Source organism: Gottfriedia sp. NPDC057948 (assembly GCF_042887255.1).
In the GTDB taxonomy this organism is placed as follows: Bacteria; Bacillota; Bacilli; order Bacillales; family Bacillaceae_G; genus Gottfriedia.
This window is the reverse complement of record NZ_JBHVPN010000002.1, coordinates 140,883-164,120: the sequence shown is the minus strand read 5'-3', so window position 1 is coordinate 164,120 and position 23,238 is coordinate 140,883. Positions and strand designations below refer to the sequence as shown.

The window sequence follows — 23,238 nt, the reverse complement described above, 5'->3', positions numbered from 1 at the left end:
AAGATATCTTACAAATCTTTTTTCACTAGCAGTTTATCTGCTTTTTAATATAATCCATATACAACGAAACAATATCTATATCTGATACTGTATATAATGTTCTACTTCCTACTACGTCCTCAATTTCATTTAGGATCAATTGGTTGTTTGCACCAAACATGAAGTCAATTCCCACGAAGTCGAAATCAAAGTGATCGACTATTTTCTGAATAAGTTCTTTTTCCTTTTGGGAAAGTTCGTAAAGCATTGCGCCTCCACCAAGAGAAAAATTCGCTCGAAAGTCTTTTTCTGAATATCGTAAAACAGCTGCAATAATTTCTTTACCGATAATGAAAACTCGTAAGTCCTTACCTAATTGCTCTGCAACATTTTGAATTAATAGTTCATCAAAATTTGAGTTCTGCACAATCTCCTGTAACTCTTCTTGATTATTTATAAAATATACTTCGCTTCCCCCTCTTCCTGTGCAATTCTTAAGCACACAAGGGAATTGGACTGTATCTAAGGATTTTGTCATAGTACTTTTTTTATAATACAAAGTGTCTAGCATTGGAATACCTAGACTAGAAAGCTTCTGGTATGTTAGAAACTTGTGGTTGGCCATTGTTGCAATCGTCTGGTTATTAAATGTTCTGATCCCCATTTCTTCAAAGTGAGAAGATAATATTTGTGATATGGCCCTCATGATTACAAAGGCCGGTTTGCTTAATTCTTTACCTTGATCGTAAAGTATATTAACACCGTTTCGAATACCTATTACAATATCTTCTGTATATAGTAACTTTAGCTCAAATCCATTTTCCAATGCTCCGCTTACTAGCCAGTCGATATACGTTCTGTTTCTTTTTGCATCTGCTTCGGAATAAATTAGCCAACCAATCATATGTTTTTCTCCAAATCCCAGATAATATAATCAATAATATATTTCGTTGTATCCACGTCTGTACATAGATAAATATTTTTGAAATGTGCGTTTGAGTTAACCTCGCATATATATGTTTTTCCGTCTTCTCCAAACAATAAGTCAATCCCTGCAAAATCTGCTCCTACTATTTCAGAGCATTTAAGTGCTAAATTGATTTGGTCTTCTGTCGGCTCATACTTATACATTTTTCCACCGTTTGTAACATTTGCACGAAAATCTGATTCTGATTTTCTTAACACTGCTGTTACTACTTGTTTACCTACTACTTGGATGCGAATATCAGTCCCTCTACTTGATTCTATAAACTCTTGATAAATATGTGGTTTGTGCTTTAGTTCGTCTACCTTCTTAAAAAAATCTTCTCTATTCTCAACTAAATAAACTTGTCTACCGAATGAACCAAATGACTCTTTTATAATTAAAGGAAAACCTAATTCCTGTATGACTTCATCGTAAAAATCATAGTTTGTTAAATCACAATTAGGGAACAATAGCGGAGCCGTAATTGTTTTTGGCATAGGTATATCGAAGTTCGATAATGCCTGAAAAGTTAATGCCTTATCATCACAAACTTCAATTGTTCTCGCAGAATTATATAATTTTAGCCCCATATTTTCTAAATGCCTTGCTAAATGAACATCCTTGTCCCAAAAAATTACAAAATCAGGTTTCTCATTCGCGAATTTCCCTTTTAAAATCGCTTGACCCTTTTCGATTACTGGGATTAGTTCATAATGTTTAACTAAAGAAACATCTATTCCTTTTACGATTGCTGTATCTTGTAACCATTCGAAAAGTTCAGTAAATTTTGTAGCTGTAATATGACCATTAAATACAATCCATCCTTTAAACTTTTTCATTCTAACTATCTTCTTTCGTAATGTTTTTATTTTTTCTTGATTGAAATTTCCCCTCATCTTTTACAACTTTAACACAAAAAAAAGAATCGTAATACATAGACTTTTTCTAGTCATATCATTACGATTCACTATTTAAATTAGCCATTTACCATATAAACCATACGGTCTTTGCCATTAATATCGAAAACTACTTCAACATTTGAATTCGGATAAGCTTTCCTTAAAATGTCTGCAACCTGTTCACCTTGATTGACACCTACTTCAAATGCAACCAGTGATTTTTCTTTTAATACTTTAGGTAAGTCATTTGCAAAACGACGGTAAAAATCAAGACCATCTTCGCCACCTACTAAAGCACGGTATGGTTCATGATCCTTAACTACTTCATCTAAACCCAACCAATCCTCATGCGGAATATACGGCGGATTTGATACAACAATATCAACTGTCTTATTTTCATCGATAAAGTAATTCAGTAAATCATTGTGAATAAAGTGGACATTCGCCTGTAACTCTTGTGCATTTTGTTTAGCAACTTGGATAGATTCTTCTGCAATATCAACTGTATGAACTGTTAATTGTTTATTTTCAAGCGCAAGTGAGATTGCAATCGCCCCACTGCCAGTACCTACATCTACTAGTTCAAGTTGGTCTGTATTTTTCCAATGCTTTTGAATACGATGCAGTACCCCTTCCACTAACTCCTCTGTTTCTGGTCTTGGAATTAGTACTTCTTCATTAACGAAGAACTTTCGGCCATAAAAGTATTCATATCCTATTAAATATTGGATTGGTTGGCCATCTATGTGCTTATGGACCAATTCTTTAAACTCCATCCAATGATGCTCTTCTAAATCTTCTCTCATATTTAGCAATAATTCTGTTCGATTGTAGTCCAAAATATGTTTTAATACAATTTCACCCACATTTTCATCACGACCGTGTTCTTGTAAAAAAGAAGAAGCCCATTTTAGGGCTTCATATATCTTTGTTGTCATTATTGACTTTGTTCCATGCGTTTTGCTTGATCATCCATAATTAACGCATTAATAATTTCGTCGATTTTACCTTCAACGATTTGATCAAGCTTTTGAATTGTTAATCCAATTCGGTGGTCAGTTACACGGTTTTGTGGGTAGTTATACGTACGGATACGTTCAGAACGATCACCTGTACCTACAGCTTGCTTACGATTTTGATCGTATTCTGCTTGTACTTCTCTTTGGAATTTATCGTAAACCCTAGCGCGAAGAACCTTCATCGCTTTTTCTTTATTCTTAATTTGTGATTTTTCATCCTGACATGATACAACAGTATTTGTAGGAATATGAGTTAAACGCACTGCAGACATCGTTGTATTTACTGATTGACCACCAGGACCACTTGATGCAAATGTATCTACACGAATATCTTTTTCATGAATTTCAATTTCAACTTCTTCAGCTTCAGGTAAAACTGCTACAGTTGCAGTTGAAGTATGAATTCGACCACCTGATTCTGTTTCAGGAACACGTTGAACACGGTGTGCACCATTTTCAAATTTTAGTTTTGAATATGCACCTTTACCATTGATCATAAAGATAACCTCTTTAAATCCACCTAGTTCTGTATAGTTACCTTCAATGATTTCTGTTTTCCATCCGTTAACCTCAGCAAAACGGCTGTACATACGATATAATGTAGCAGCAAATAATGCAGCTTCGTCACCGCCCGCAGCACCACGAATCTCAACGATAACGTTTTTATCATCGTTAGGATCTTTTGGAATTAAAAGGATTTTTAAACGTTCTTCTAGATCCTTTGATTCGTTTTCCAAATCATTTAATTCTTCTTTAACCATTTCGCGCATATCAGCATCAAGCTTCTCTTCAAGCATAGCTTTTGCATCTTTAATTTGCTCTTTAACTGATTTGTATTGACGGTATACATCAACTGTTTCTTGTATGTCTGACTGTTCTTTTGAGTATTCACGTAACTTTTTTGAATCGTTTATAATTTCCGGGTCACTAAGTAAATCGTTTAATCTATCATAGCGATCCTCTACAGCTTGTAATCGATCAAACATAATTTTCACCTCGACATTTTCGTCTTAAATATATATCGAAAGAAGCGATTCTGAATCGCTTCTTTAATTCTAAATTCTAAGGTAAAAGCGCCTAAAACACTTTATCCACAATTATAATTATCTTTTTCCGAAACTAGCTTTTCGATCATATTCCATTTAGAGCTGAGCAAGCTTTCTCCACATTTCTTAGTATATGGTCTTAATAGCTAATTTTCAACCTACTATAAAATTAATCGTTCTGACTTTGAAGTGCTGGTTGAACTGTTTTCGTTGGTACTTCGTGACAGTGACGACATCTTGGTTCGTATGATTCAGATGCACCTACTAAAATAATAGGGTCTTCAAATAAAGCTGGTTTATTATTTATTAATCTTTGAGTTCTACTTGCAGGTGAGCCGCATGAAGCGCAAACTGCGTTTAATTTTGTTACATGTTCTGCAATTGATAATATTTCTGGTACTCTACCAAATGGTAAGCCTCTAAAATCCTGGTCTAAACCTGCACAAATCACACGTTTTCCAGAGTTAGCAAGTTGTTGAACTACCATAACTATTTCATCATCAAAGAATTGAATCTCGTCGATTGCAACAACTTCAACTTCTTCTGTTACGTATTTAAGAATATGTGATGAGTGTGTTACTGCATAAGCAGGTACTTTCATTCCTGTGTGAGACACCACTTCTACTTCACTGTATCGATTATCAATTGATGGCTTGAATGTAACACAGCTTTGTTTAGCAAACTGCGTACGACGAACACGGCGAATTAGTTCCTCTGATTTTCCAGAAAACATACTTCCGCAAATCATTTCAATCCAACCATTTTTTTTCATCATAAAGAACATTATGTGTCTCACCTTTCTAGATCAGTACGAAGACTATTTTATTATTTATTTTAAACGGCTGTTAATTCAGCAGTATTTATAATTCATGTAAGTATCTTTTAGTATTTATATAAAAATTCACTAAATTGAATTAGAGTTATATGTTATTTGACTATAAATGCGTAAAAAAAGCAGGCAAAGTAGCAATAACTCGCCTGCTTTTCATCAATATTACTTAAGGCCGTATTTTTTGTTGAAACGTTCAACACGTCCTGCAGCGTTAGCAAATTTCTGACGTCCAGTGTAGAATGGGTGAGAATCAGAAGAAACCTCAACTTTGATTAGAGGGTACGTTTCGCCATCTTCCCATTCGATTGTTTCGTTAGAATATTTTGTTGATCCGCTTAAGAATTTGAAACCAGTGTTAATATCCATAAACACTACTTTCTTGTAATTAGGATGAATATTCGCTTTCATGTCTTTCATCTCCTTCCGCCCTGAAATCCTTGAAATCAGAGTTATAAGAAACCATGTGTATACCACATAATTTACATTTCACATACAAATGAAATTATAGCAACTAACCCGGGAGAATGCAACCCACTATTTCTCTTTGAGATTGCTTATATCTTCCAACTATTTATTAGAGACTGGCGTTTTTCTACTTTCTTCAGTCATCGTATTGAAGAAATCTTCATTTGTTTTCGTTTGACGCATCATTCTGAAATAACGTTCAACAAAGTCTGGAATATCTGACATTGTTTTTCGCATTAACCATAGCTTGTCCAGATGATCTTTTGGTATTAATAGATCTTCTTTACGTGTTCCAGAACGACGAATGTCAATTGCTGGGAAGATACGGCGTTCAGCTAATGAACGATCTAAGTGAAGCTCCATATTACCTGTACCTTTAAATTCCTCATAAATAACATCATCCATACGTGAGCCAGTGTCGATTAGAGCTGTTGCTAAAATCGTTAAACTTCCACCTTCTTCGATATTACGTGCAGCACCGAAGAAACGTTTTGGTCTATGGAATGCAGCAGGATCAATACCACCTGATAACGTACGACCACTTGGTGGAATAACTAAATTATACGCACGAGCAAGCCTAGTAATACTATCCATTAAAATAATTACATCTTTCTTGTGCTCTACTAGTCTCATAGCGCGTTCTAATACTAATTCAGCAACCTTTATATGACTATCAGGAGTTTCGTCGAAAGTCGAACTTACAACATCTCCTTTTACAGAACGTTCAATGTCCGTTACCTCTTCTGGTCGCTCATCAATTAGCAATACAATTAGTTCAGCTTCTGGGTGATTTGTTGTGATGCTATTTGCAATTTCTTTTAATAACTCAGTCTTACCGGCTTTTGGAGGGGCAACAATTAAACCACGTTGACCAAATCCTACTGGGGCGATCATATCAATAATTCTTGTAGAAAACTTAGCAGGAGATGTTTCAAGCTTCATTTGTCTATTTGGATATAATGCAGTTAATCCCGGGAAGTGAACACGTTCTTTAGCATTCTCAGGATCGTCTCCATTAACTGCTTCTACTTGAAGTAGACCAAAGTATCTTTCATTTTCCTTCGGTGGGCGTACTTTTCCTGATACCTTATCACCATTTCGCATATCAAAACGACGAATTTGAGATGCAGAAATATAAATATCTTCTGAACTAGGTGAATAATTAATTGGACGTAAGAATCCATATCCTTCTGAAGGGATAATTTCTAGTACACCTTCCATGAACATTAATCCATCTTTTTCCGCTTGCGCTTTTAGGATTGCAAAAATAAGTTCTTTTTTCGTTAATTTGCTGTAATACGAAATTTTCATTACCTTCGCGTGTTCATACAAATCTTTTAATTTCATGTTTTCTAATGCAGAGATTGTTAAACTCATATAACACCACTCTTTACTTTTATTCGTTCAAATTAGGGTTTTCTTAATTCGGAAGGTTATTTAGAAGGTTTTTTGAAGGAAACTTACATAAAGTATTACTCTTTAGTGTAACCTTTTCCCCTAAAAATATTCTAAGTAATTAGAATTAATAGGTTTACTATCTATTGAGATTATAATTCGAAAGAGTTTTTTATGCCAACTATTTTTCGACTAAACTATTTAATGACTCTTCCCCTTGGTAAATAAAGGGAAGAGTCATTATTCTACTAAATTAATATCTAGATTTTGATTTCGTTAACAAAGAATTTAATTCATTACTAACCCTCATCAAAACCAAGCTTTTAAGCCGTTTGATTATTTAATAACTAGATTTGGTTTTTTGTTTAGGCTGTGACGTCCATCTACAAAACGAACAGTTCCTGATTTAGCACGCATAACTAATGATTGCGTAGAACCTACATTCCCTTTGTATTGTACACCTTTTAGTAATTCTCCATCAGTTACACCAGTTGCAGCAAAAATTGCGTCGTCACCCTTAACTAAATCGTCCATATATAATATACGGTTTGGATCTTCTATACCCATGCGTTTGCAACGTTCGATTTCTTCTTCATTTTGAGGTAATAACTTCCCTTGAAGTTCTCCACCTAAGCATTTTAAAGCAACTGCAGCGATAACTCCTTCTGGCGCTCCACCGCTTCCAAATAAAATATCAACACCTGTGTGATCAAAAGCTGTGTTAATTGCACCCGCAACATCACCATCGTTAATTAGTTTAATTCGAGCACCTGCTGAGCGAATTTCTTCAATTAACTTCGCATGACGTTCTCTATTTAATACTGTTGCAACGACTTCATTAATATTTTTTCCTTTTGCTTTTGCTACAGCTGTTAAGTTCTCAAGAACAGATGCATTGATATCAACTTTACCAACCGCTTCAGGTCCTACTGCAAGTTTCTCCATGTACATATCAGGAGCATGCAATAAATTACCATGGTCAGCAATTGCAATAACTGCTAAAGCATTCCATCCACCAGATGCCACGATATTAGTACCTTCAAGTGGATCAACTGCTACGTCTACTCTTGGACCATAACCATTACCAAGCTTCTCACCGATATAAAGCATTGGAGCCTCGTCCATTTCCCCTTCTCCAATTACAACTGTTCCCTTCATAGGAATCGTATCAAATACGTCACGCATTGCTGTTGTAGCAGCATCGTCTGCTTCATCCTTTTTACCTAAACCCATCCATTTTGCAGATGCTAGTGCCGCTGCCTCAGTAACACGTACTAACTCCATTGATAAACTTCTTTCCATTCAAAACTCCCCCTTTGATGTAAATGAAAACTATCTTAATTATGTTAAACTGGAGTATATAGACACCCAATCTTACGCATTTTTCAATTGTTCAACTTCTTGACTAGTTAGTTGAACACGCCATACATTAGCTCCTAATCCTAAAAGCTTTTCTACTAAATCCTCATATCCCCTATCAACATGCTCTAATCCAGTTAGTTCTGTTTTACCTTCTGCAATTAGGCCTGCTATAACTAAAGCTGCTCCAGCACGTAAATCACTTGCTTTAACACGGCCGCCTTGTAACTGTGAAGGTCCGGAAATAATAGCTGTACTACCTTCGACTTTAATCGTTGCACTCATTCTTCTAAGCTCATCAATATGCTTAAATCTTGCACCATAAATTGTATCAGTAATAACGGCTGTCCCATTTGCCTTCGTTAACAGCACTGAAAACGGCTGCTGTAAGTCAGTTGGAAACCCTGGATAAACTAAAGTTTTGATATCTACTGATTTTAGTTCTCTATTTGATCCTGAAACGATAATTTGATCGTCATTCGTATCAATATCTATATTCATTTCTCTCATTTTCGCTATAAGTGATTCCAAATGGTGTGGAATAACATTATCTACAATAACCTTGTCCCCTTCTTGCACAGTTGCAGCAGCTAATATTGCATAAGTTCCTGCTTCAATGCGATCAGGGATAATTGTATGTGTGCAGCCAGATAGTGATTCTACTCCATCTATTCGAATTACATCAGTACCTGCACCTTTAATTTTAGCACCCATACTTGTTAATAAAGTAGCTACATCGACAATCTCAGGCTCTTTTGCAGCGTTTTCAATAACGGTTCTACCATTTGCTAAAACAGCTGCTAACATGATATTAATCGTTGCACCAACACTCACTACATCTAAGTATATACGTGCACCCTTTAGTTCTTCTGCCCTTAAATAAATTGCACCTTGCTCATTTGTTACTTTTGCACCTAAAGCTTCAAAACCTTTTATGTGTTGATCAATAGGTCTTGGTCCAAGGTAACATCCACCTGGTAAGCCTATAACCGCTTGCTTAAATCTACCTAACATTGCACCCATTAAATAATAAGACGCTCGCAATTTTTTTACCTTCCCACTTGGAAGTGGCATTGCAACCATATTTGTTGGATCAATCATTATTTTTTCATCAGATATTTCAACTTGACCACCTATTTCCTCTAAAAGGTCACATAGTGTTTGAACATCTGAAATAGAAGGAACTCCTTCAAGTGTTACAGGTGAGCTTGCTAAGATAGTTGCTGGGATTAAAGCCACTGCACTATTTTTGGCACCGCTAACACGAATTGTTCCTTTTAAAGGTATACCGCCTTCTAATACAAGCTTTTCCATAGTATACTCCCTTCTAAATGAGCAGAAGAAAATAGTAGAGAAGTAAAGTTTTAAAACTTCTCAACCGTCGAATAGTATCTACCTATTTTCTCCAAAATTCTACTTCTCTAATCTTAGTTTATACGAGAGCCACAGTCTAATATAAAGACTTTTGCTTCGGATTGGTTAATTACAATATCTTGAATTTCAATAAAAGTTCAGTAAAACCTTTAAATAAATCTTAATTAGTTAATAAAGTAGAAATAGATATTTGGTAAATTCTTAACTAGACCTATACTAATTCTAATCATTATTAGCTTATATCTTCAAGTCTAAATGAAAAAACTTATAAATTTATTGCTAAAAACGGCTTTGTTAAACAAGAAAACCGTCTAAACATAATTTAGACGGCTTAATTTATTATAATATATCATATTTTAAGCTAAAAAACTTAAAATATTACGCTTTGTTGCTAGTACCGAACTCACGGATTTTGCCAGCTACTGTTGCGATAATTGCTTCGCGACCTGGTCCAAGAACTTTACGTGGATCGTATTGTTTTTGATCATTTGCAACAAATTCACGTACAGCTTTATTGAAAGCAATTTGGTTCTCAGTGTTTACGTTAATTTTTGCAGTACCACGAGCGATTGCTTTTTGAATTTGTTCAGTTGGGATTCCAGTTCCACCGTGTAAAACTAATGGTACATTAGTCTCGTTACCGATTTGTTCCATTTCGTCGAAACCTAATTTCGGTTCACCTTTGTATGGTCCATGAACAGAACCTAAAGCTGGAGCTAAGCAATCAATGCCAGTACGCTCAACTAGTTCTTTACACTCTGCTGGGTCTGCATAAATAATGTCTCCAACAACGTGATCTTCTTGTCCACCTACAGTTCCTAATTCAGCTTCTACAGATACACCATGAGAGTGAGCGTAGTCTACAACTTTTTTAGTTGTTTCAACGTTTTGTTCAAATGGATCGTGAGAAGCATCAATCATAACTGAAGTAAATCCAGCGTCGATTGCAGCTTTACATGCTTCGAAGCTTGAACCGTGATCAAGATGAATTGCTACAGGTACAGTAATTTTTAAATCGATTAATAAACCTTCTACCATCTTTACAACAGTATTAAATCCACCCATGTATTTAGCTGCACCTTCAGAAACACCAAGAATTACAGGTGATTGTTCTTTTTCAGCTGCAGTAAGAATAGCAAAAGTCCACTCTAAGTTATTAATATTGTATTGACCAACAGCGTATTTACCTTCTTTTGCTTTATTAAGCATTTCAGTCATAGATACTAAAGGCATTTTAAGCCCTCCTTATATACTCTTTTATGAAAATTAATCTGCACCCATAATTTTACTAACAAGAATATAATGCTACAAATTGTTCTATATTATGTAAATTATAAGGTATTTTTATCACAACCTAAGAATACAAAAAATGAAATGAAAACACAACAAATATCATCTAATGTTCGTTTTTTCGTAACATTTTGGACATTCATAAGATATTTCAACCGATTTTATCCACAATTTCCGAAAACGCTTACATTTTTAAAAGAAAAATAAAAGCAGATGGTCCGCTACCCATCTGCTATTTTACTGCTGAGATTGTGGTTGTGAAGTATGTTCTCTAACAACCTTTTTAATTTCATCAATATCAAATGGTTTTGGAAAATACTGTAGTGCTCCTAATTTTTTAGCTTCTTCGATAATATCGAGTTCACCATAAGCCGTCATCAAAATAACTTTAATATCTTTATTAATTTCTTTGATTCGCTTAAGAATCTCCACTCCGTCCATACCTGGTATTTTCATATCAAGAATAACTAAGTCGGGACAATCCTTCACTACAATATCAATTGCTTGAAAACCATTAGCTGCCTGAAATACCTCATAGCCTTCTTTTTTGAAAATTTCGTGTAAAAGCAAACGAATTCCGTACTGATCGTCTACTATAAGTAATTTACTTCCCAAAAATAGTACCACCTTTCTAAACCAGATAACCTTACTTAAAAAAATACAAATTCCCCTAAATTTTTACATTCTACTTAAAAACCTTTTTTCCTGCATACGTTTGAAAAAATTTACAAAAAATTACTTTTTTAAATTTTTTGTATCTATCTAAATTACAGTATAATGGTTAGACCATACTTTTATAAGAGGGGATATTACTTAATGTTAAAAATTTTTTCGACACAATTGAATGGAGTATTTCAAAAAATAGTTAACAAAGAGGAAGTATTTGAAGATGCTTCACGCTTTCTAGCTCAGGCAGTTATAGGCGAAGGATGCGTATATGTTCATGGCACTAAAGAATTCGCTGGTATCGTTTCAGAAATAACTGATGGAGCAGAACGAAACGACTCCATTAAACCTTTGTTAATTAACGGCGATATCCAGTCATTATCTCCAGTAGATCGAGTACTATTATTTACAAGACAGACGGATGACCAAGAGGCTATTTTTCTTGCAAAGAAACTATCAGAATCAAACATCGGATTAGTGATCGTCTCTACCACGATCAATGGAGAAGACCATTTATCAGAACTAGCTGATGTATTTATTAACTATGAATTAACAAGAAAGCTTGTTCCAACTGACGAGGGAGACCGAATCTGTTTACCTACCCTACTTACAGGATTATTTATTTATCATTGCTTACTACTTACAATGAGTGAAATCCTATCAGATTTCGACTGAAAAATAATTCTAAAATAACAAAAACACCCAACACGATTTTAATAAAATCTGTTGGGTGTTTTTTATTTCCTTAACCTCGGTTTTGTAGTGATGCTCCTACAAAATCTCTGAATAATGGTTGTGGTCTATTTGGACGAGAAATAAACTCTGGGTGGAATTGAGAAGCTACAAACCATGGATGATTTGGCAACTCAATAATTTCTACTAAACGACCATCAGGGCTAGTACCTGAGAAGATAAATCCTTCTTGTTCCATTTGTTGACGGTATTCATTATTGAACTCATAACGATGACGGTGACGTTCGTAAACAACTTCATCTCCGTAAGCTTCATATGCTTTTGAACCTTCAACTAATTTACATGGATATAAGCCTAATCGTAATGTTCCACCTAAATCTTCTACATCTTTTTGTTCTGGTAATAGATCAATAATTGGATAGTTAGTAGTAGGATCGATTTCAGCCGAGTGAGCACCTTTCAAACCTAGAACATTTCTAGCAAATTCAATTGACGCAATTTGCATACCTAAACAAATTCCTAAGAATGGTACGTTATTTTCACGAGCAAATTGTGCAGTTAAGATTTTTCCTTCTACACCACGGTCACCGAATCCACCTGGTACAAGAATTCCATCTACATCGCTTAAAAGTTCATTTACATTAGCTGATGTAACTTCTTCTGCATTAATCCATTTAATTTCAATTTCGCTATCAAAAGCATAACCTGCGTGCTTTAATGCTTCTGCTACTGAAATATAAGCATCTTGTAATTCTACATATTTACCAACAAGAGCGATTTTTGTTGATTTAGTTAAGTTTTTAACTTTGTCCACTAATGAAATCCACTCTGTCATATCTGCTTCATTTGTTTGTAGTTTTAAATGATTACATGCGATACTGTCTAATCCTTGAGCTTGTAATGCTAATGGGATTTCGTAAAGAGTATCTGCATCTACACATTCAATTACATCTTTAGCATCTACATCACAGAATTGAGCAATTTTATCTTTCATTTCTTGTGGTACAGATGTTTCTGAACGTAATACGATCACATTTGGTTGAATACCAATACTACGAAGTTCTTTTACACTGTGTTGTGTTGGTTTTGTTTTTAACTCACCAGCAGCTTTAATATAAGGTAGAAGTGTACAGTGAACATACATTACGTTGTCACGACCTACGTCGCCTTTAATTTGACGAATAGCTTCGATAAAAGGTAATGACTCGATATCACCAACTGTTCCACCGATCTCAGTGATAACAACATCAGCATTCGTTTCGCGACCCGCACGGAAAACTTTATCCTTAATCTCATTTGTAATATGTGGGATAACTTGTACAGTTCCTCCTAAGTAATCTCCACGACGTTCTTTTTGTAATACCGTAGAATAAACTTTACCACAAGTTACATTGTTGAATTTAGTAACGTTAATATCAACGAATCTTTCATAATGACCTAAGTCTAAGTCTGTTTCTGCACCGTCATCTGTAACGAAAACTTCACCATGTTGGTAAGGACTCATTGTTCCTGGATCTAAGTTAATGTACGGATCGAATTTTTGAATCGTTACATTTAATCCTCGGTTTTTTAGAAGTCGTCCTAAAGATGCTGCAACAATCCCTTTACCAAGAGAAGAAACTACGCCACCTGTTACAAAAATATACTTTGTCATAATTGAGCCCCTTTCATTTTTAGCATTCGTATTTTATTTTTCCTTACAAGAAATTACAAAGCTAAACCTTTATAAAAAATTAATTTAATAACATTTTGTATGCATGCTTTATTGTCATCCAAAATTGGGTTGTTTCATGCAAATTTTTAACATTTGAATCTAAAGCAAACATTTCATTTATTGTTTTATTACATTAATTATTTGTAAAAAAACAAAGACGCCCCCTATTAAAATAGGGAGCGTCAAAATATATTTCGTTCTTTTTAAAGAGCCCAATAAGAATTCTACTCATTCAGTACTTAAAAGTCAAGAACTTATCGTTCTTCTTCCTCTTCAAATTCATCTAATTCTTCTTCTTCTTCATCTTCTAGCTCTAAATCTTCATCATCGATTTCAATGTCTTCATCGTCTTCATCGATTTCTTCGTCATCAAACTCATCAGTTTCATCATCATCAACTAGATCTTCATCTATCTCGTCTAATTCAAGTTCTTCTTCTTCAAACTCATCTTCTTCAGATGCGTCATAATCTTCGAACTCATCTTCTTCTTCCAATTGTTTACGTTTCTTCTTAGGTTTTGCAACAGGTAATACTTCTTCTTCAGCTTGATCATATGGATACCAAGCACGTAATCCCCAACGAGTTTCACCTAAACATACGAAACGGCCATCAATATTTAATTCTGTATAAAATTGAGGAAGTTTTTCTAATAGTGCCTCTCTAGTTACACCTAAAACTGTTGCCATTTGGTCAACTAAATCATAAAAAGAAATAGGTTCCTTTGTTTCAGAAAATAGTTCATATGCCATTTCAATAAGCGATAATTCTTTTAATTGCTCTTCCGAGTATTGCTTTAAACTCAAGGTAAGCACTCCTTTAAAAATAATATTTTCACCATAATTTAATAACATTATGTATAAATTTTACTAGTTAGCTATAAAATACATATCTTTCATTATAAACAAAACTAAGTTAAATATGCTAGCACCTTGTCTATATTTTTCAATATTAGATTAATTTTTCGCGAAAATAGTAAAATGAGCGCCTAAAAGACGCCCATTCTACCTAACTTCAGTCACATGCCGCTTTTGCTGTCTTAAAGCAGGACAAACGGCTTTTAAAAATTCTTTTTACATATTTCTACGGTATTGTCCGCCTACTTCATATAATGCTTGAGTAATTTGCCCTAAACTAGCAACGCGAACAGTATTCATTAGCTCTTCGAATAAATTGCCATTTTGACGAGCAACCTGTTTTAATTGTTCTAAAGCAACCTGTGCTTCTGATTTATGTTTCACTTGGAATTGTTCGACATGATCAATTTGCGATTGTTTTTCTTCGTAGCTTGATCTAGCGATTTCCATTGTATTAATTGATTCCATTTGTTCGTTCGGATTGATGTAAGAGTTTACTCCTATAATTGGAAGATCACCATTATGTTTAAGTGTTTCATAATAAAGTGACTCTTCTTGAATTTTGCCACGTTGATATTGAAGCTCCATCGCACCTAATACGCCACCACGGTCACTGATTCTCTCAAACTCTTTTAAGACTGCTTCTTCTACTAAATCTGTCAGCTGCTCAATGATAAATGATCCTTGGATTGGATTTTCATTTTTCGATAGACCATTTTCCTTTTGAATAATAAGCTGAATCGCCATTGCACGACGCACAGATTCCTCAGTAGGAGTTGTAACAGCCTCATCATATGCATTTGTATGAAGTGAGTTACAGTTATCATATAAAGCCAGTAATGCTTGTAACGTTGTACGGATATCATTAAATGCCATCTCTTGAGCATGTAATGAGCGACCAGATGTTTGGACATGGTATTTAAGTTTTTGACTACGTTCAGATGCACCATATTTTTCTTTCATCGTAACAGCCCAAATTCTTCTCGCTACACGGCCTATTACTGAGTACTCTGCATCAAGTCCATTACTAAAGAAGAACGATAAATTATGTGCAAAATCATCAATTATCATTCCTCGACTTAAATAATATTCAACGTAAGTGAATCCATTTGATAAAGTGAATGCAAGTTGTGAAATTGGATTTGCTCCAGCTTCAGCAATATGGTATCCAGAAATAGAAACTGAATAATAATTACGAACACTATTATCAATAAAATACTGTTGAATATCGCCCATCATTTTTAAAGCGAATTCTGTTGAGAAAATACATGTATTTTGCCCTTGATCCTCTTTTAAAATATCAGCTTGAACAGTACCACGAACTTTTTGTAAAGTTACTCGCTTGATTTCTGTGAATTCTTCAACAGTTAAAATTCGGCCAAATTCTTTTTCTTTTATTTCAACTTGTTGATGGATAGCAGTATTTAAAAACATAGCTAAAATAATTGGTGCTGGACCATTAATTGTCATAGAAACAGATGTTGAAGGACTACATAAGTCAAAACCATTATAAAGTTCAATCATATTATCTAAAGTACATACATTTACTCCACTCTCACCAATTTTCCCAAAAATATCAGGACGAATTGCTGGGTCTTCTCCATATAGAGTTACTGAATCAAATGCTGTACTTAAACGTTTAGCTGGGTCATTCTCACATAGATAGTGGAATCGTTTATTCGTTCTGCTTGGAGGTCCCTCACCAGCAAATTGTCTCTTCGGATCTTCATCTTGACGCTTGAATGGGAATACTCCCGCTGTAAATGGGAAATATCCAGGCACGTTTTCTTTCGCTATCCATCTTAATAAATCTCCATAATCTCGATAAGTAGGTACAGATACTTTCGGTATTTTTGTACCCGATAAAGTTGTCGTTGTTAATTCAATTTTAATTTCTTTATCTCTAATTTTTTGAATTAGTTGATCTTGTGAATATGCTTCCTTAATCAATTTAAAATGATTAAGAGCTTGTTTTGTAGATGGAGCAAGAGATTCTTCAAATTTATTTTTCAAATCTACTAGTGTATTTTTTGCATCTTCAATATTTAGTGACTCTATTTCAGACAGTGTTCCTTCAATTTGATAAAGCTTTGAAGCTTTTGCTGCCTCAACTTCAGTATTTTCGTGATAGTTTCTTACAGTTTCTGCAATTTCTCTTAAATAGAAACGACGATTACTTGGAATAATGACATGTTGTTTCTCCACGTTACCCGGCTTAATATATGTCGTATTCCACTCATTTGTAGTGTGTTTTTCAATTGATTTTGTTAAAGCTAAAAATAAATTATTAGTTCCTGCATCATTGAATTGGCTAGCTATTGTTCCGTATACAGGCATTGTAGCGATATCATCATGGAAAAGATGGCGACTACGTTGATATTGTTTTTGAACAAGACGTAATGCATCTTCTGAGCCTTGACGTTCAAATTTATTAATTGCAATCAAATCAGCAAAGTCAATCATATCAATTTTTTCTAATTGAGAAGGTGCTCCAAATTCACTAGTCATAACATACAGATGAATATCACTGTACTGAGTAATTGCAGCGTCACCTTGACCTATACCACTTGTCTCAACAAAAATAACGTCAAAATCAGCTGATTTTAAGATTGAAATAGTATCCTCTAATGCATTTGAGATTTCAGATTGACTATCTCGAGTAGCTAAACTTCTCATATACACATTTGGATGGTGAATTGAATTCATACGAATACGATCACCTAATAATGCCCCACCTGTTTTACGTTTTGTTGGGTCAATTGAAACAATACCGATTGTTTTTTCTGGAAACTCTTGAATAAAACGGCGTACTAGCTCATCTGTTAATGAACTCTTACCCGCTCCACCAGTACCAGTCATACCAATTACTACACTTTTACTAGTTTCTGATTTTTCTAATGTTGCGGCCATCTCTAAGCTTGAATCTAGAGAACCTTTATTTTCAGCTAATGTAATAAATCTAGCAATTTCTTTATGATTTGTAGCAGTTAGTTTTTGAACGTTTTCTAAGTCCTTCAATGGCGGAAGAAAATCTGTGCTTTGTAACATATGATTAATCATTCCTTGAAGTCCCATTATACGGCCATCTTCAGGTGAATAGATTTTAGTAATCCCGTATTCTTCTAGCTCCTCTTGCTCTTTCGGCAGAATTACGCCACCGCCGCCTCCAAATAACTTGATGTGAGAAGCGCCTCTTTCTTGAAGCAAGTCGTACATATATTTAAAGTACTCCATATGTCCACCTTGGTAGGAAGAAATTGAAATACCTTGTACATCCTCTTGAATTGCTGCGTTAATAATTTCTTCAACAGAGCGGTTATGGCCTAAATGAACAACTTCAACACCATTTTCTTGCAATAATCTTCTAATCATATTGATTGACACGTCATGGCCATCAAATAAGCTTGATGCAGTAACGAAACGAATCTTGTGCTTAGCTTGATACTTTTCTACCATACTAATCATCCCCCAGAATTATAATTGCCTTTTTTTGTAAAAGAAAACTTGGTAAAGGGCTACCCTATTCCTTGTACCAAGCGCGATCCTAATCATTCGTAATGCGAATAGAAGAATAAATACTATTTTTTATAGCATTCTTGAGATTACTAGTCTTTGAATTTCTTGTGTTCCTTCATAGATTTGAGTGATTTTAGCGTCTCTCATAAATCGTTCCACCGGATAATCCTTCGTATATCCATAACCACCAAAAACTTGTACTGCCTCTGTTGTAACCTTCATCGCAGTATCTCCTGCAAGTAATTTAGACATAGCAGATTCCTTACCATATGGAAGTCCATTAGATTCTAACCATGCAGCTTGATAAGTTAATAGACGAGAAGCTTCGATACTTGTAGCCATATCAGCAAGTTTAAATGAGACACCTTGTTGAGCAATAATTGGTTTACCAAATTGAACACGCTCTTTAGCATAATCAACTGACGCATCTAAAGCACCTTGTGCAATACCTACTGCTTGAGCAGCGATTCCATTTCTACCACCATCAAGAGTTTGCATCGCAACTTTAAATCCTTTACCTTCTTCACCTAATAGGTTTTTTGCTGGGATACGGCATTCTTCAAAGATAATTTCAGTTGTTGGTGATGAACGAATACCTAATTTACTTTCTTTCTTACCAACTGAAAAACCTGGTGTATCACTTTCAACGATAAATGCAGAAACACCGTGTTTATTTGTAGGATCAGTCACCGCAAATACTACGTAAATTTCCGCTTCTCCACCGTTAGTAATAAATATTTTTGAACCATTTAATATATATTCGTTACCTTCTTTTCTAGCAGTCGTTCTCATACCACCAGCATCTGATCCAGATCCTGGTTCAGTTAATCCATAAGCACCAATTTTTGTACCTTGTGCTAACGGTTTTAAGAATTTTTGTTTTTGTTCTTCCGTACCAAATTTATATATCGGCCAACTAGCTAATGAAGTGTGAGCCGATAAAGTTACACCCGTTGAAGCACAAACTCTAGAAAGCTCTTCAACCGCGATAACGTAAGCTAAATAATCACTACCGATTCCACCATATTCCTCTGGGAATGGAATACCTGTTAATCCCAACTCAGCCATTTGATCAAAAATTGAACGATCAAATTTTTCATGCTCATCACGCTCAGCAGCTGACGGAGCAACCTCATTTCTAGCAAAATCTCTTACCATTTTACGAATCATTTCATGTTCTTCACTTAAACGAAATTGCATAGATCATTTCCCCCGATTTTTTGCTAGGACAAGGAGCACAATCAAATAAGAGGTTTTAATTAAAGATAATTATTTTATATCCTATTCCCCTTAACAAAATTGCTCCCTGATCACTGCCATGTTGTTTTTGTCGATTTTTGTAAGCGTTAACAAAATATTTTGTACTTTAACTAAAAAGATAGTCTACTTCGTATAATATTAGACAAAAATCTGAAAATTCCTGTTATTTTTTGTAGAAAAATTTTTAAGTCTGGAAGGAAGGAAAAACAAGATCAAGTTAAAAGGCAAAAGTAGAAAAGCAAAAAAAATAACAGCTTAAGGGAGGCAGTACTTAGACAGAAGGATATATTTCCCTTCATACCTTTCCTGCTCTTCCCATACCCTGCTATTCTTACTTTCCCCTCTTATCGTACTTCTACTAAGACTGCATCTCCTTGACCACCGCCGCTGCAGATTGCAGCAATTCCTAGGCCTCCGCCTCTTGCTTTTAAAGCATTAATTAAAGTTACGATGATTCTTGCACCACTTGCTCCAATTGGATGCCCTAGAGCAATAGCTCCACCATTTACATTTATTTTTTCTAAAGGTATATCCGCTATTTTCGCACTTGCTAAAACTACTGCTGCAAATGCTTCGTTAATTTCAAATAAGTCTATATCTGACATCTTTTTATTTGTTTTTTGTAATAATTTTTGAATGACATATGCTGGAGTTCTAGGGAAGTCCTTTGCTTCTACAGCCATTGATTCTGTTGCAACGATTGTAGCTAAAGGTAAGTAGCCATTTAGTTTTGCTTCTTCCTCACTCATTAATAAAAGTGCTGCACCTGCGTCATTTAATCCAGGTGCATTTCCAGCTGTGATTGTTCCGTCGCGATCAAATGCTGGTGATAGCTTAGCTAGTTTTTCAATCGTAGTATCTTCCCTTGGACACTCGTCTACTTCTATTTTGGTTACGACTCCTTTTTTACCAACGGACTCAATCGATACAATCTCTTCTTCAAATTTACCTGTTTTAATTGATTCAACCGCAAGTTGTTGACTACGAAGTGCCCACTCGTCTTGTTGCTCACGAGATATGTCTTCAATTTTAGCAACTTCACTTCCATATGTACCCATATGAACACCAGTAAATGAACAAGTTAAACCATCTACTAGAAGACCATCTTTTAACTCTGTATTCCCCATTTTATTTCCCCATCTTATAGAGGTTTGATAATAAGGTGTATTACTCATGGATTCCATTCCACCTGCAACAATCCGTTTACTTTCGCCAGATCGAATCAATAAATCAGAAAGCATAACACTACGCATACCAGATGCACATACTTTATTTATTGTTTCTGATCTTGTTTCCCAAGGTAATCCTGCATTACGAAGTGCTTGTCTTGAAGGTAATTGTCCTTGTCCACCTTGTAAAACTGTTCCCATTATTACATCATCAATCATTTCTAATGGATGGTTAACACGGTTCAATGACTCTTTAATTGCGATACCACCTAACTGGGCAGCAGTAAAGCCCTTTAAAGCACCTCCAAAACGTCCGATTGGTGTACGAACTGCACTTACTATAACTGTTTTACTCATCCCATTTTCCCCCTTAAAGTTTGATCTATTTCTCCTCTATAATAAAATCCTATAATCAATCAATTCACTAAATAAAAGGCGGTTTAAAACGTTGCCAGGCAGTCTGAAAGGTGTACAAGTTGCACACCTTTCATTGCTATTTTATGAAGATTGAAAAGTTATAGAACTTTTATGAAGCTTGGTTTTGTTTGTCACCAAAAATCGATAACTCTAAAAGCTCTGCTATATCTAGTGTTTTAACATTCTCTTCTACTTCTTTTGCTTTTGTTCCATCTGATAGCATTGTTAAGCAATACGGACAACCTGTTCCAATTACATTTGGACTAACTGCAAGTGCTTGTTCAGTACGTGTTACATTAATACGATTACCAACATGCTCTTCCATCCACATTAATCCTCCACCCGCTCCACAGCACATACCTGTTTCACGCTTACGCTCCATTTCAACTAGTTTGACACCAGGAATGGCACGAAGAATATCCCTAGGAGCTTCATAAACTTCATTGTATCGACCTAAATAGCATGAATCATGGTAAGTAATCACTTCATTTACTTGATGAACCGGCTTTAACTTACCTTCTTTAACCAATTGAGATAATAATTCTGTATGATGATAAACTTCTATTGATAAACCAAAATCAGGATATTCATTTTTAAATGTGTTATAAGCATGTGGGTCAATTGTTACTAATTTAGTTACTCCCGCTTTTTCAATTTCTGCGATATTATTACTTGCTAACTCTTGGAATAAGAATTCTTGGCCTAATCGTCTAGGTGTATCGCCAGAATTTTTCTCTTTATTACCTAAAATTGCAAACTTAACTCCAGCTTCATTCATTAGTTTCGCAAATGCTAATGCGATTTTTTGGCTACGGTTATCATATGAACCCATTGCACCAACCCAGAATAAGTACTCAATTTCTTCTCCAGCTTTCTGAGCTTCTTTTACAGTTGGAATATGGATACTTTCGTCAAGTTCTCTCCAGTTTTCACGGTCTTTACGATTTAATCCCCATGGGTTTCCTTGACGTTCGATATTTGTCATTGCACGTTGAGCATCAGGTTGCATCTTACCTTCTGTTAAAACTAAATAACGACGTAAATCAATTACCTTTTCAACATGCTCATTCATTACTGGACATTGATCTTCACAGTTACGACAAGTTGTACATGCCCAAATCTCTTCCTCAGTAATTACGTCACCAATTAAACTTGGACTATATTCTAATGTTGCTGCTGATTCTTGTTTTCCTTGTGAAGCAAATGCTAATTGATTTCCTTTTGTTTTAGAAAATGCAACTGTTGGAACCCAAGGTGCACGAGACGTTACAACAGCCCCTGTTTCAGTTAAATGATCACGAAGTTTTAAAATTAAATCCATCGGTGACAGCATTTTTCCAGTTGCAGTAGCTGGACATACATTCGTACAACGACCACATTCTACACAAGCGTATAAGTCAATTAACTGTGATTGACGGAAGTCGCTGATTTTTCCAACACCAAATGTCTCTTGTGTTTCATCTTCAAAATCTATTTTTTCTAATTTTCCTGCTTTCGTTAAACGATTAAAATACACGTTCGCTGGACCAGCAAGTAAGTGTGCGTGTTTTGATTGAGGTACATATACTAAGAACGTTAAAAGTGAAATTAAGTGAGTCCACCAAGCAACATAAAATAACGAAATGGATAAAGGCTTACTAATACCATTAAAAATCGTTGCAATTAATGATGCGATTGGTTCGTGGAAGCTCGTTGCTTCACCATGCCAAATGATTCCCATGCCATTACCAAATAGTGTTGATAACATTAATAAACCAATAAAAATAAGAACTAAACCGCTTTTCCAACCTCTTTTTAGTCGAACTAACTTTTCAATATATCGTCTATGGAAGGCCCAAACAACTGCCACCAATATTAGTAACGCAATGATTTCTTCAAAAAATGTAAATGCACCATACAAAGGTCCAAGAGGTAAATGTGCGCTAGGAACAAGACCTCTTATAATAAAGTCTAAAGCCCCTGCTTGAACTAAAATGAATCCATAAAAGAATAACAAATGAATAAATCCACTTTTCTTATCCTTCAATAGCTTTTTTTGTCCAAAAACATTGACCCAAATTTTTCGAAGACGTTCTTTCAAATTTCTTTCAAATTCTTCTTTTTTACCTAATTTGATGTAGGCAAGTCTTGTTTGAATCAGGTAAATGAATAAATAAATTGCATAAACTGTAATTGCCACAAACCCTAGTGCGTTCAAATACAAAAGTGCATGATTCATGATGTATTCCTCCCCCAATTTTCCCGGCTATAAAAGAAAACGCTTACTGTTTAAAAATTTATAACCATAATAATATTCAGAAAATATATAATTTAATTATATTATG

General features: G+C 34.9%; 18 protein-coding genes. 1 reads left to right on the top strand and 17 read right to left on the bottom strand.

The genetic code is table 11. The annotated features are described in order from the left end of the window. Window positions 1-25: 25 nt before the first annotated feature. The 11 genes from ACFVRR_RS04720 to ACFVRR_RS04670 form a co-directional block, all read right to left on the bottom strand. Window positions 26-883 (bottom strand): ATP-grasp domain-containing protein, encoded by an 858-nt coding sequence (locus ACFVRR_RS04720; protein WP_387325283.1) that lies wholly within the window; start codon window positions 881-883, stop codon window positions 26-28. Continuing rightward, window positions 880-1,785: an ATP-grasp domain-containing protein gene (locus tag ACFVRR_RS04715; protein ID WP_387325280.1), complete on the bottom strand. Its 906-nt coding sequence runs from the start codon at window positions 1,783-1,785 to the stop codon at window positions 880-882. Before ACFVRR_RS04715 ends, ACFVRR_RS04720 begins: the two co-directional genes overlap by 4 nt. Before the next feature lie 137 nt (window positions 1,786-1,922). Continuing rightward, window positions 1,923-2,783: a peptide chain release factor N(5)-glutamine methyltransferase gene (gene prmC, locus ACFVRR_RS04710; RefSeq protein ID WP_387325277.1), complete on the bottom strand. Its 861-nt coding sequence runs from the start codon at window positions 2,781-2,783 to the stop codon at window positions 1,923-1,925. After that, window positions 2,783-3,850: a peptide chain release factor 1 gene (prfA, locus tag ACFVRR_RS04705; protein WP_025671037.1), complete on the bottom strand. Its 1,068-nt coding sequence runs from the start codon at window positions 3,848-3,850 to the stop codon at window positions 2,783-2,785. The genes prmC and prfA overlap by 1 nt, the downstream gene beginning before the upstream one ends. A gap of 229 nt (window positions 3,851-4,079) precedes the next feature. Beyond that, window positions 4,080-4,694 (bottom strand): thymidine kinase, encoded by a 615-nt coding sequence (locus ACFVRR_RS04700; RefSeq protein ID WP_387325274.1) that lies wholly within the window; start codon window positions 4,692-4,694, stop codon window positions 4,080-4,082. 210 nt (window positions 4,695-4,904) lie between these two features. Continuing rightward, window positions 4,905-5,150: a type B 50S ribosomal protein L31 gene (locus ACFVRR_RS04695; RefSeq protein WP_025671035.1), complete on the bottom strand. Its 246-nt coding sequence runs from the start codon at window positions 5,148-5,150 to the stop codon at window positions 4,905-4,907. 159 nt (window positions 5,151-5,309) lie between these two features. Next, window positions 5,310-6,584: a transcription termination factor Rho gene (rho, locus tag ACFVRR_RS04690; protein ID WP_387325271.1), complete on the bottom strand. Its 1,275-nt coding sequence runs from the start codon at window positions 6,582-6,584 to the stop codon at window positions 5,310-5,312. Window positions 6,585-6,938: 354 nt separating this feature from the next. Next, complete coding sequence (gene glpX / locus ACFVRR_RS04685; RefSeq protein ID WP_056469239.1) at window positions 6,939-7,904, bottom strand: class II fructose-bisphosphatase; 966 nt, start codon at window positions 7,902-7,904, stop codon at window positions 6,939-6,941. 72 nt (window positions 7,905-7,976) lie between these two features. Continuing rightward, a complete protein-coding gene (locus ACFVRR_RS04680) occupies window positions 7,977-9,275 on the bottom strand; it encodes a UDP-N-acetylglucosamine 1-carboxyvinyltransferase (protein ID WP_335448680.1) in 1,299 nt (432 codons plus the stop codon). Window positions 9,276-9,713: 438 nt separating this feature from the next. After that, window positions 9,714-10,568 (bottom strand): class II fructose-bisphosphate aldolase, encoded by an 855-nt coding sequence (locus ACFVRR_RS04675; RefSeq protein ID WP_069033722.1) that lies wholly within the window; start codon window positions 10,566-10,568, stop codon window positions 9,714-9,716. Window positions 10,569-10,862: 294 nt separating this feature from the next. Further along, window positions 10,863-11,240, bottom strand: coding sequence for a response regulator (locus ACFVRR_RS04670; protein ID WP_025671030.1), 378 nt, complete (start codon window positions 11,238-11,240; stop codon window positions 10,863-10,865). Window positions 11,241-11,441: 201 nt separating this feature from the next. Here ACFVRR_RS04670 and ACFVRR_RS04665 point away from each other — a divergent pair, with 201 nt between their 5' ends. After that, the gene (locus ACFVRR_RS04665; protein ID WP_387325267.1) at window positions 11,442-11,966 is read left to right on the top strand and encodes a DUF2529 family protein; all 525 of its coding nucleotides are present in this window, start codon (window positions 11,442-11,444) and stop codon (window positions 11,964-11,966) included. Between the two features lie 70 nt (window positions 11,967-12,036). On the opposite strand, the gene ACFVRR_RS04660 is transcribed toward ACFVRR_RS04665, so the two are convergent. The 6 genes from ACFVRR_RS04660 to ACFVRR_RS04635 all read right to left on the bottom strand — a co-directional run bounded on the left by ACFVRR_RS04660 (window position 12,037) and on the right by ACFVRR_RS04635 (window position 23,132). Then, entirely contained in the window at window positions 12,037-13,638 is a 1,602-nt protein-coding gene (locus tag ACFVRR_RS04660) for a CTP synthase (RefSeq protein WP_025671028.1), read from the bottom strand. A 314-nt stretch (window positions 13,639-13,952) separates the two neighbouring features. Further along, complete coding sequence (rpoE, locus tag ACFVRR_RS04655) at window positions 13,953-14,501, bottom strand: DNA-directed RNA polymerase subunit delta (RefSeq protein ID WP_387325264.1); 549 nt, start codon at window positions 14,499-14,501, stop codon at window positions 13,953-13,955. A 267-nt stretch (window positions 14,502-14,768) separates the two neighbouring features. Beyond that, a complete protein-coding gene (icmF, locus tag ACFVRR_RS04650) occupies window positions 14,769-18,008 on the bottom strand; it encodes a fused isobutyryl-CoA mutase/GTPase IcmF (RefSeq protein ID WP_387325263.1) in 3,240 nt (1,079 codons plus the stop codon). A 129-nt stretch (window positions 18,009-18,137) separates the two neighbouring features. After that, window positions 18,138-19,268, bottom strand: coding sequence for an acyl-CoA dehydrogenase (locus ACFVRR_RS04645; protein WP_387325261.1), 1,131 nt, complete (start codon window positions 19,266-19,268; stop codon window positions 18,138-18,140). 404 nt (window positions 19,269-19,672) lie between these two features. Continuing rightward, complete coding sequence (locus ACFVRR_RS04640; RefSeq protein ID WP_387325259.1) at window positions 19,673-20,854, bottom strand: acetyl-CoA C-acetyltransferase; 1,182 nt, start codon at window positions 20,852-20,854, stop codon at window positions 19,673-19,675. Between the two features lie 169 nt (window positions 20,855-21,023). Next, complete coding sequence (locus tag ACFVRR_RS04635; protein WP_387325257.1) at window positions 21,024-23,132, bottom strand: (Fe-S)-binding protein; 2,109 nt, start codon at window positions 23,130-23,132, stop codon at window positions 21,024-21,026. Window positions 23,133-23,238: the final 106 nt, after the last annotated feature.

What these genes read in the sequence shown, in the direction of transcription:
- ACFVRR_RS04640 (WP_387325259.1), bottom strand. Translation starts at nt 20,854, where the DNA reads ATGAGTAAAACAGTTATAGTAAGTGCAGTTCGTACACCAATCGGACGT.
- prfA (WP_025671037.1), bottom strand. Translation starts at nt 3,850, where the DNA reads ATGTTTGATCGATTACAAGCTGTAGAGGATCGCTATGATAGATTAAAC.
- ACFVRR_RS04635 (WP_387325257.1), bottom strand. Translation starts at nt 23,132, where the DNA reads ATGAATCATGCACTTTTGTATTTGAACGCACTAGGGTTTGTGGCAATT.
- ACFVRR_RS04700 (WP_387325274.1), bottom strand. Translation starts at nt 4,694, where the DNA reads ATGTTCTTTATGATGAAAAAAAATGGTTGGATTGAAATGATTTGCGGA.
- ACFVRR_RS04720 (WP_387325283.1), bottom strand. Translation starts at nt 883, where the DNA reads ATGATTGGTTGGCTAATTTATTCCGAAGCAGATGCAAAAAGAAACAGA.
- rho (WP_387325271.1), bottom strand. Translation starts at nt 6,584, where the DNA reads ATGAGTTTAACAATCTCTGCATTAGAAAACATGAAATTAAAAGATTTG.
- glpX (WP_056469239.1), bottom strand. Translation starts at nt 7,904, where the DNA reads ATGGAAAGAAGTTTATCAATGGAGTTAGTACGTGTTACTGAGGCAGCG.
- ACFVRR_RS04715 (WP_387325280.1), bottom strand. Translation starts at nt 1,785, where the DNA reads ATGAAAAAGTTTAAAGGATGGATTGTATTTAATGGTCATATTACAGCT.
- ACFVRR_RS04665 (WP_387325267.1), top strand. Translation starts at nt 11,442, where the DNA reads ATGTTAAAAATTTTTTCGACACAATTGAATGGAGTATTTCAAAAAATA.
- prmC (WP_387325277.1), bottom strand. Translation starts at nt 2,783, where the DNA reads ATGACAACAAAGATATATGAAGCCCTAAAATGGGCTTCTTCTTTTTTA.
- ACFVRR_RS04695 (WP_025671035.1), bottom strand. Translation starts at nt 5,150, where the DNA reads ATGAAAGCGAATATTCATCCTAATTACAAGAAAGTAGTGTTTATGGAT.
- ACFVRR_RS04680 (WP_335448680.1), bottom strand. Translation starts at nt 9,275, where the DNA reads ATGGAAAAGCTTGTATTAGAAGGCGGTATACCTTTAAAAGGAACAATT.
- ACFVRR_RS04675 (WP_069033722.1), bottom strand. Translation starts at nt 10,568, where the DNA reads ATGCCTTTAGTATCTATGACTGAAATGCTTAATAAAGCAAAAGAAGGT.
- ACFVRR_RS04660 (WP_025671028.1), bottom strand. Translation starts at nt 13,638, where the DNA reads ATGACAAAGTATATTTTTGTAACAGGTGGCGTAGTTTCTTCTCTTGGT.
- icmF (WP_387325263.1), bottom strand. Translation starts at nt 18,008, where the DNA reads ATGGTAGAAAAGTATCAAGCTAAGCACAAGATTCGTTTCGTTACTGCA.
- ACFVRR_RS04645 (WP_387325261.1), bottom strand. Translation starts at nt 19,268, where the DNA reads ATGCAATTTCGTTTAAGTGAAGAACATGAAATGATTCGTAAAATGGTA.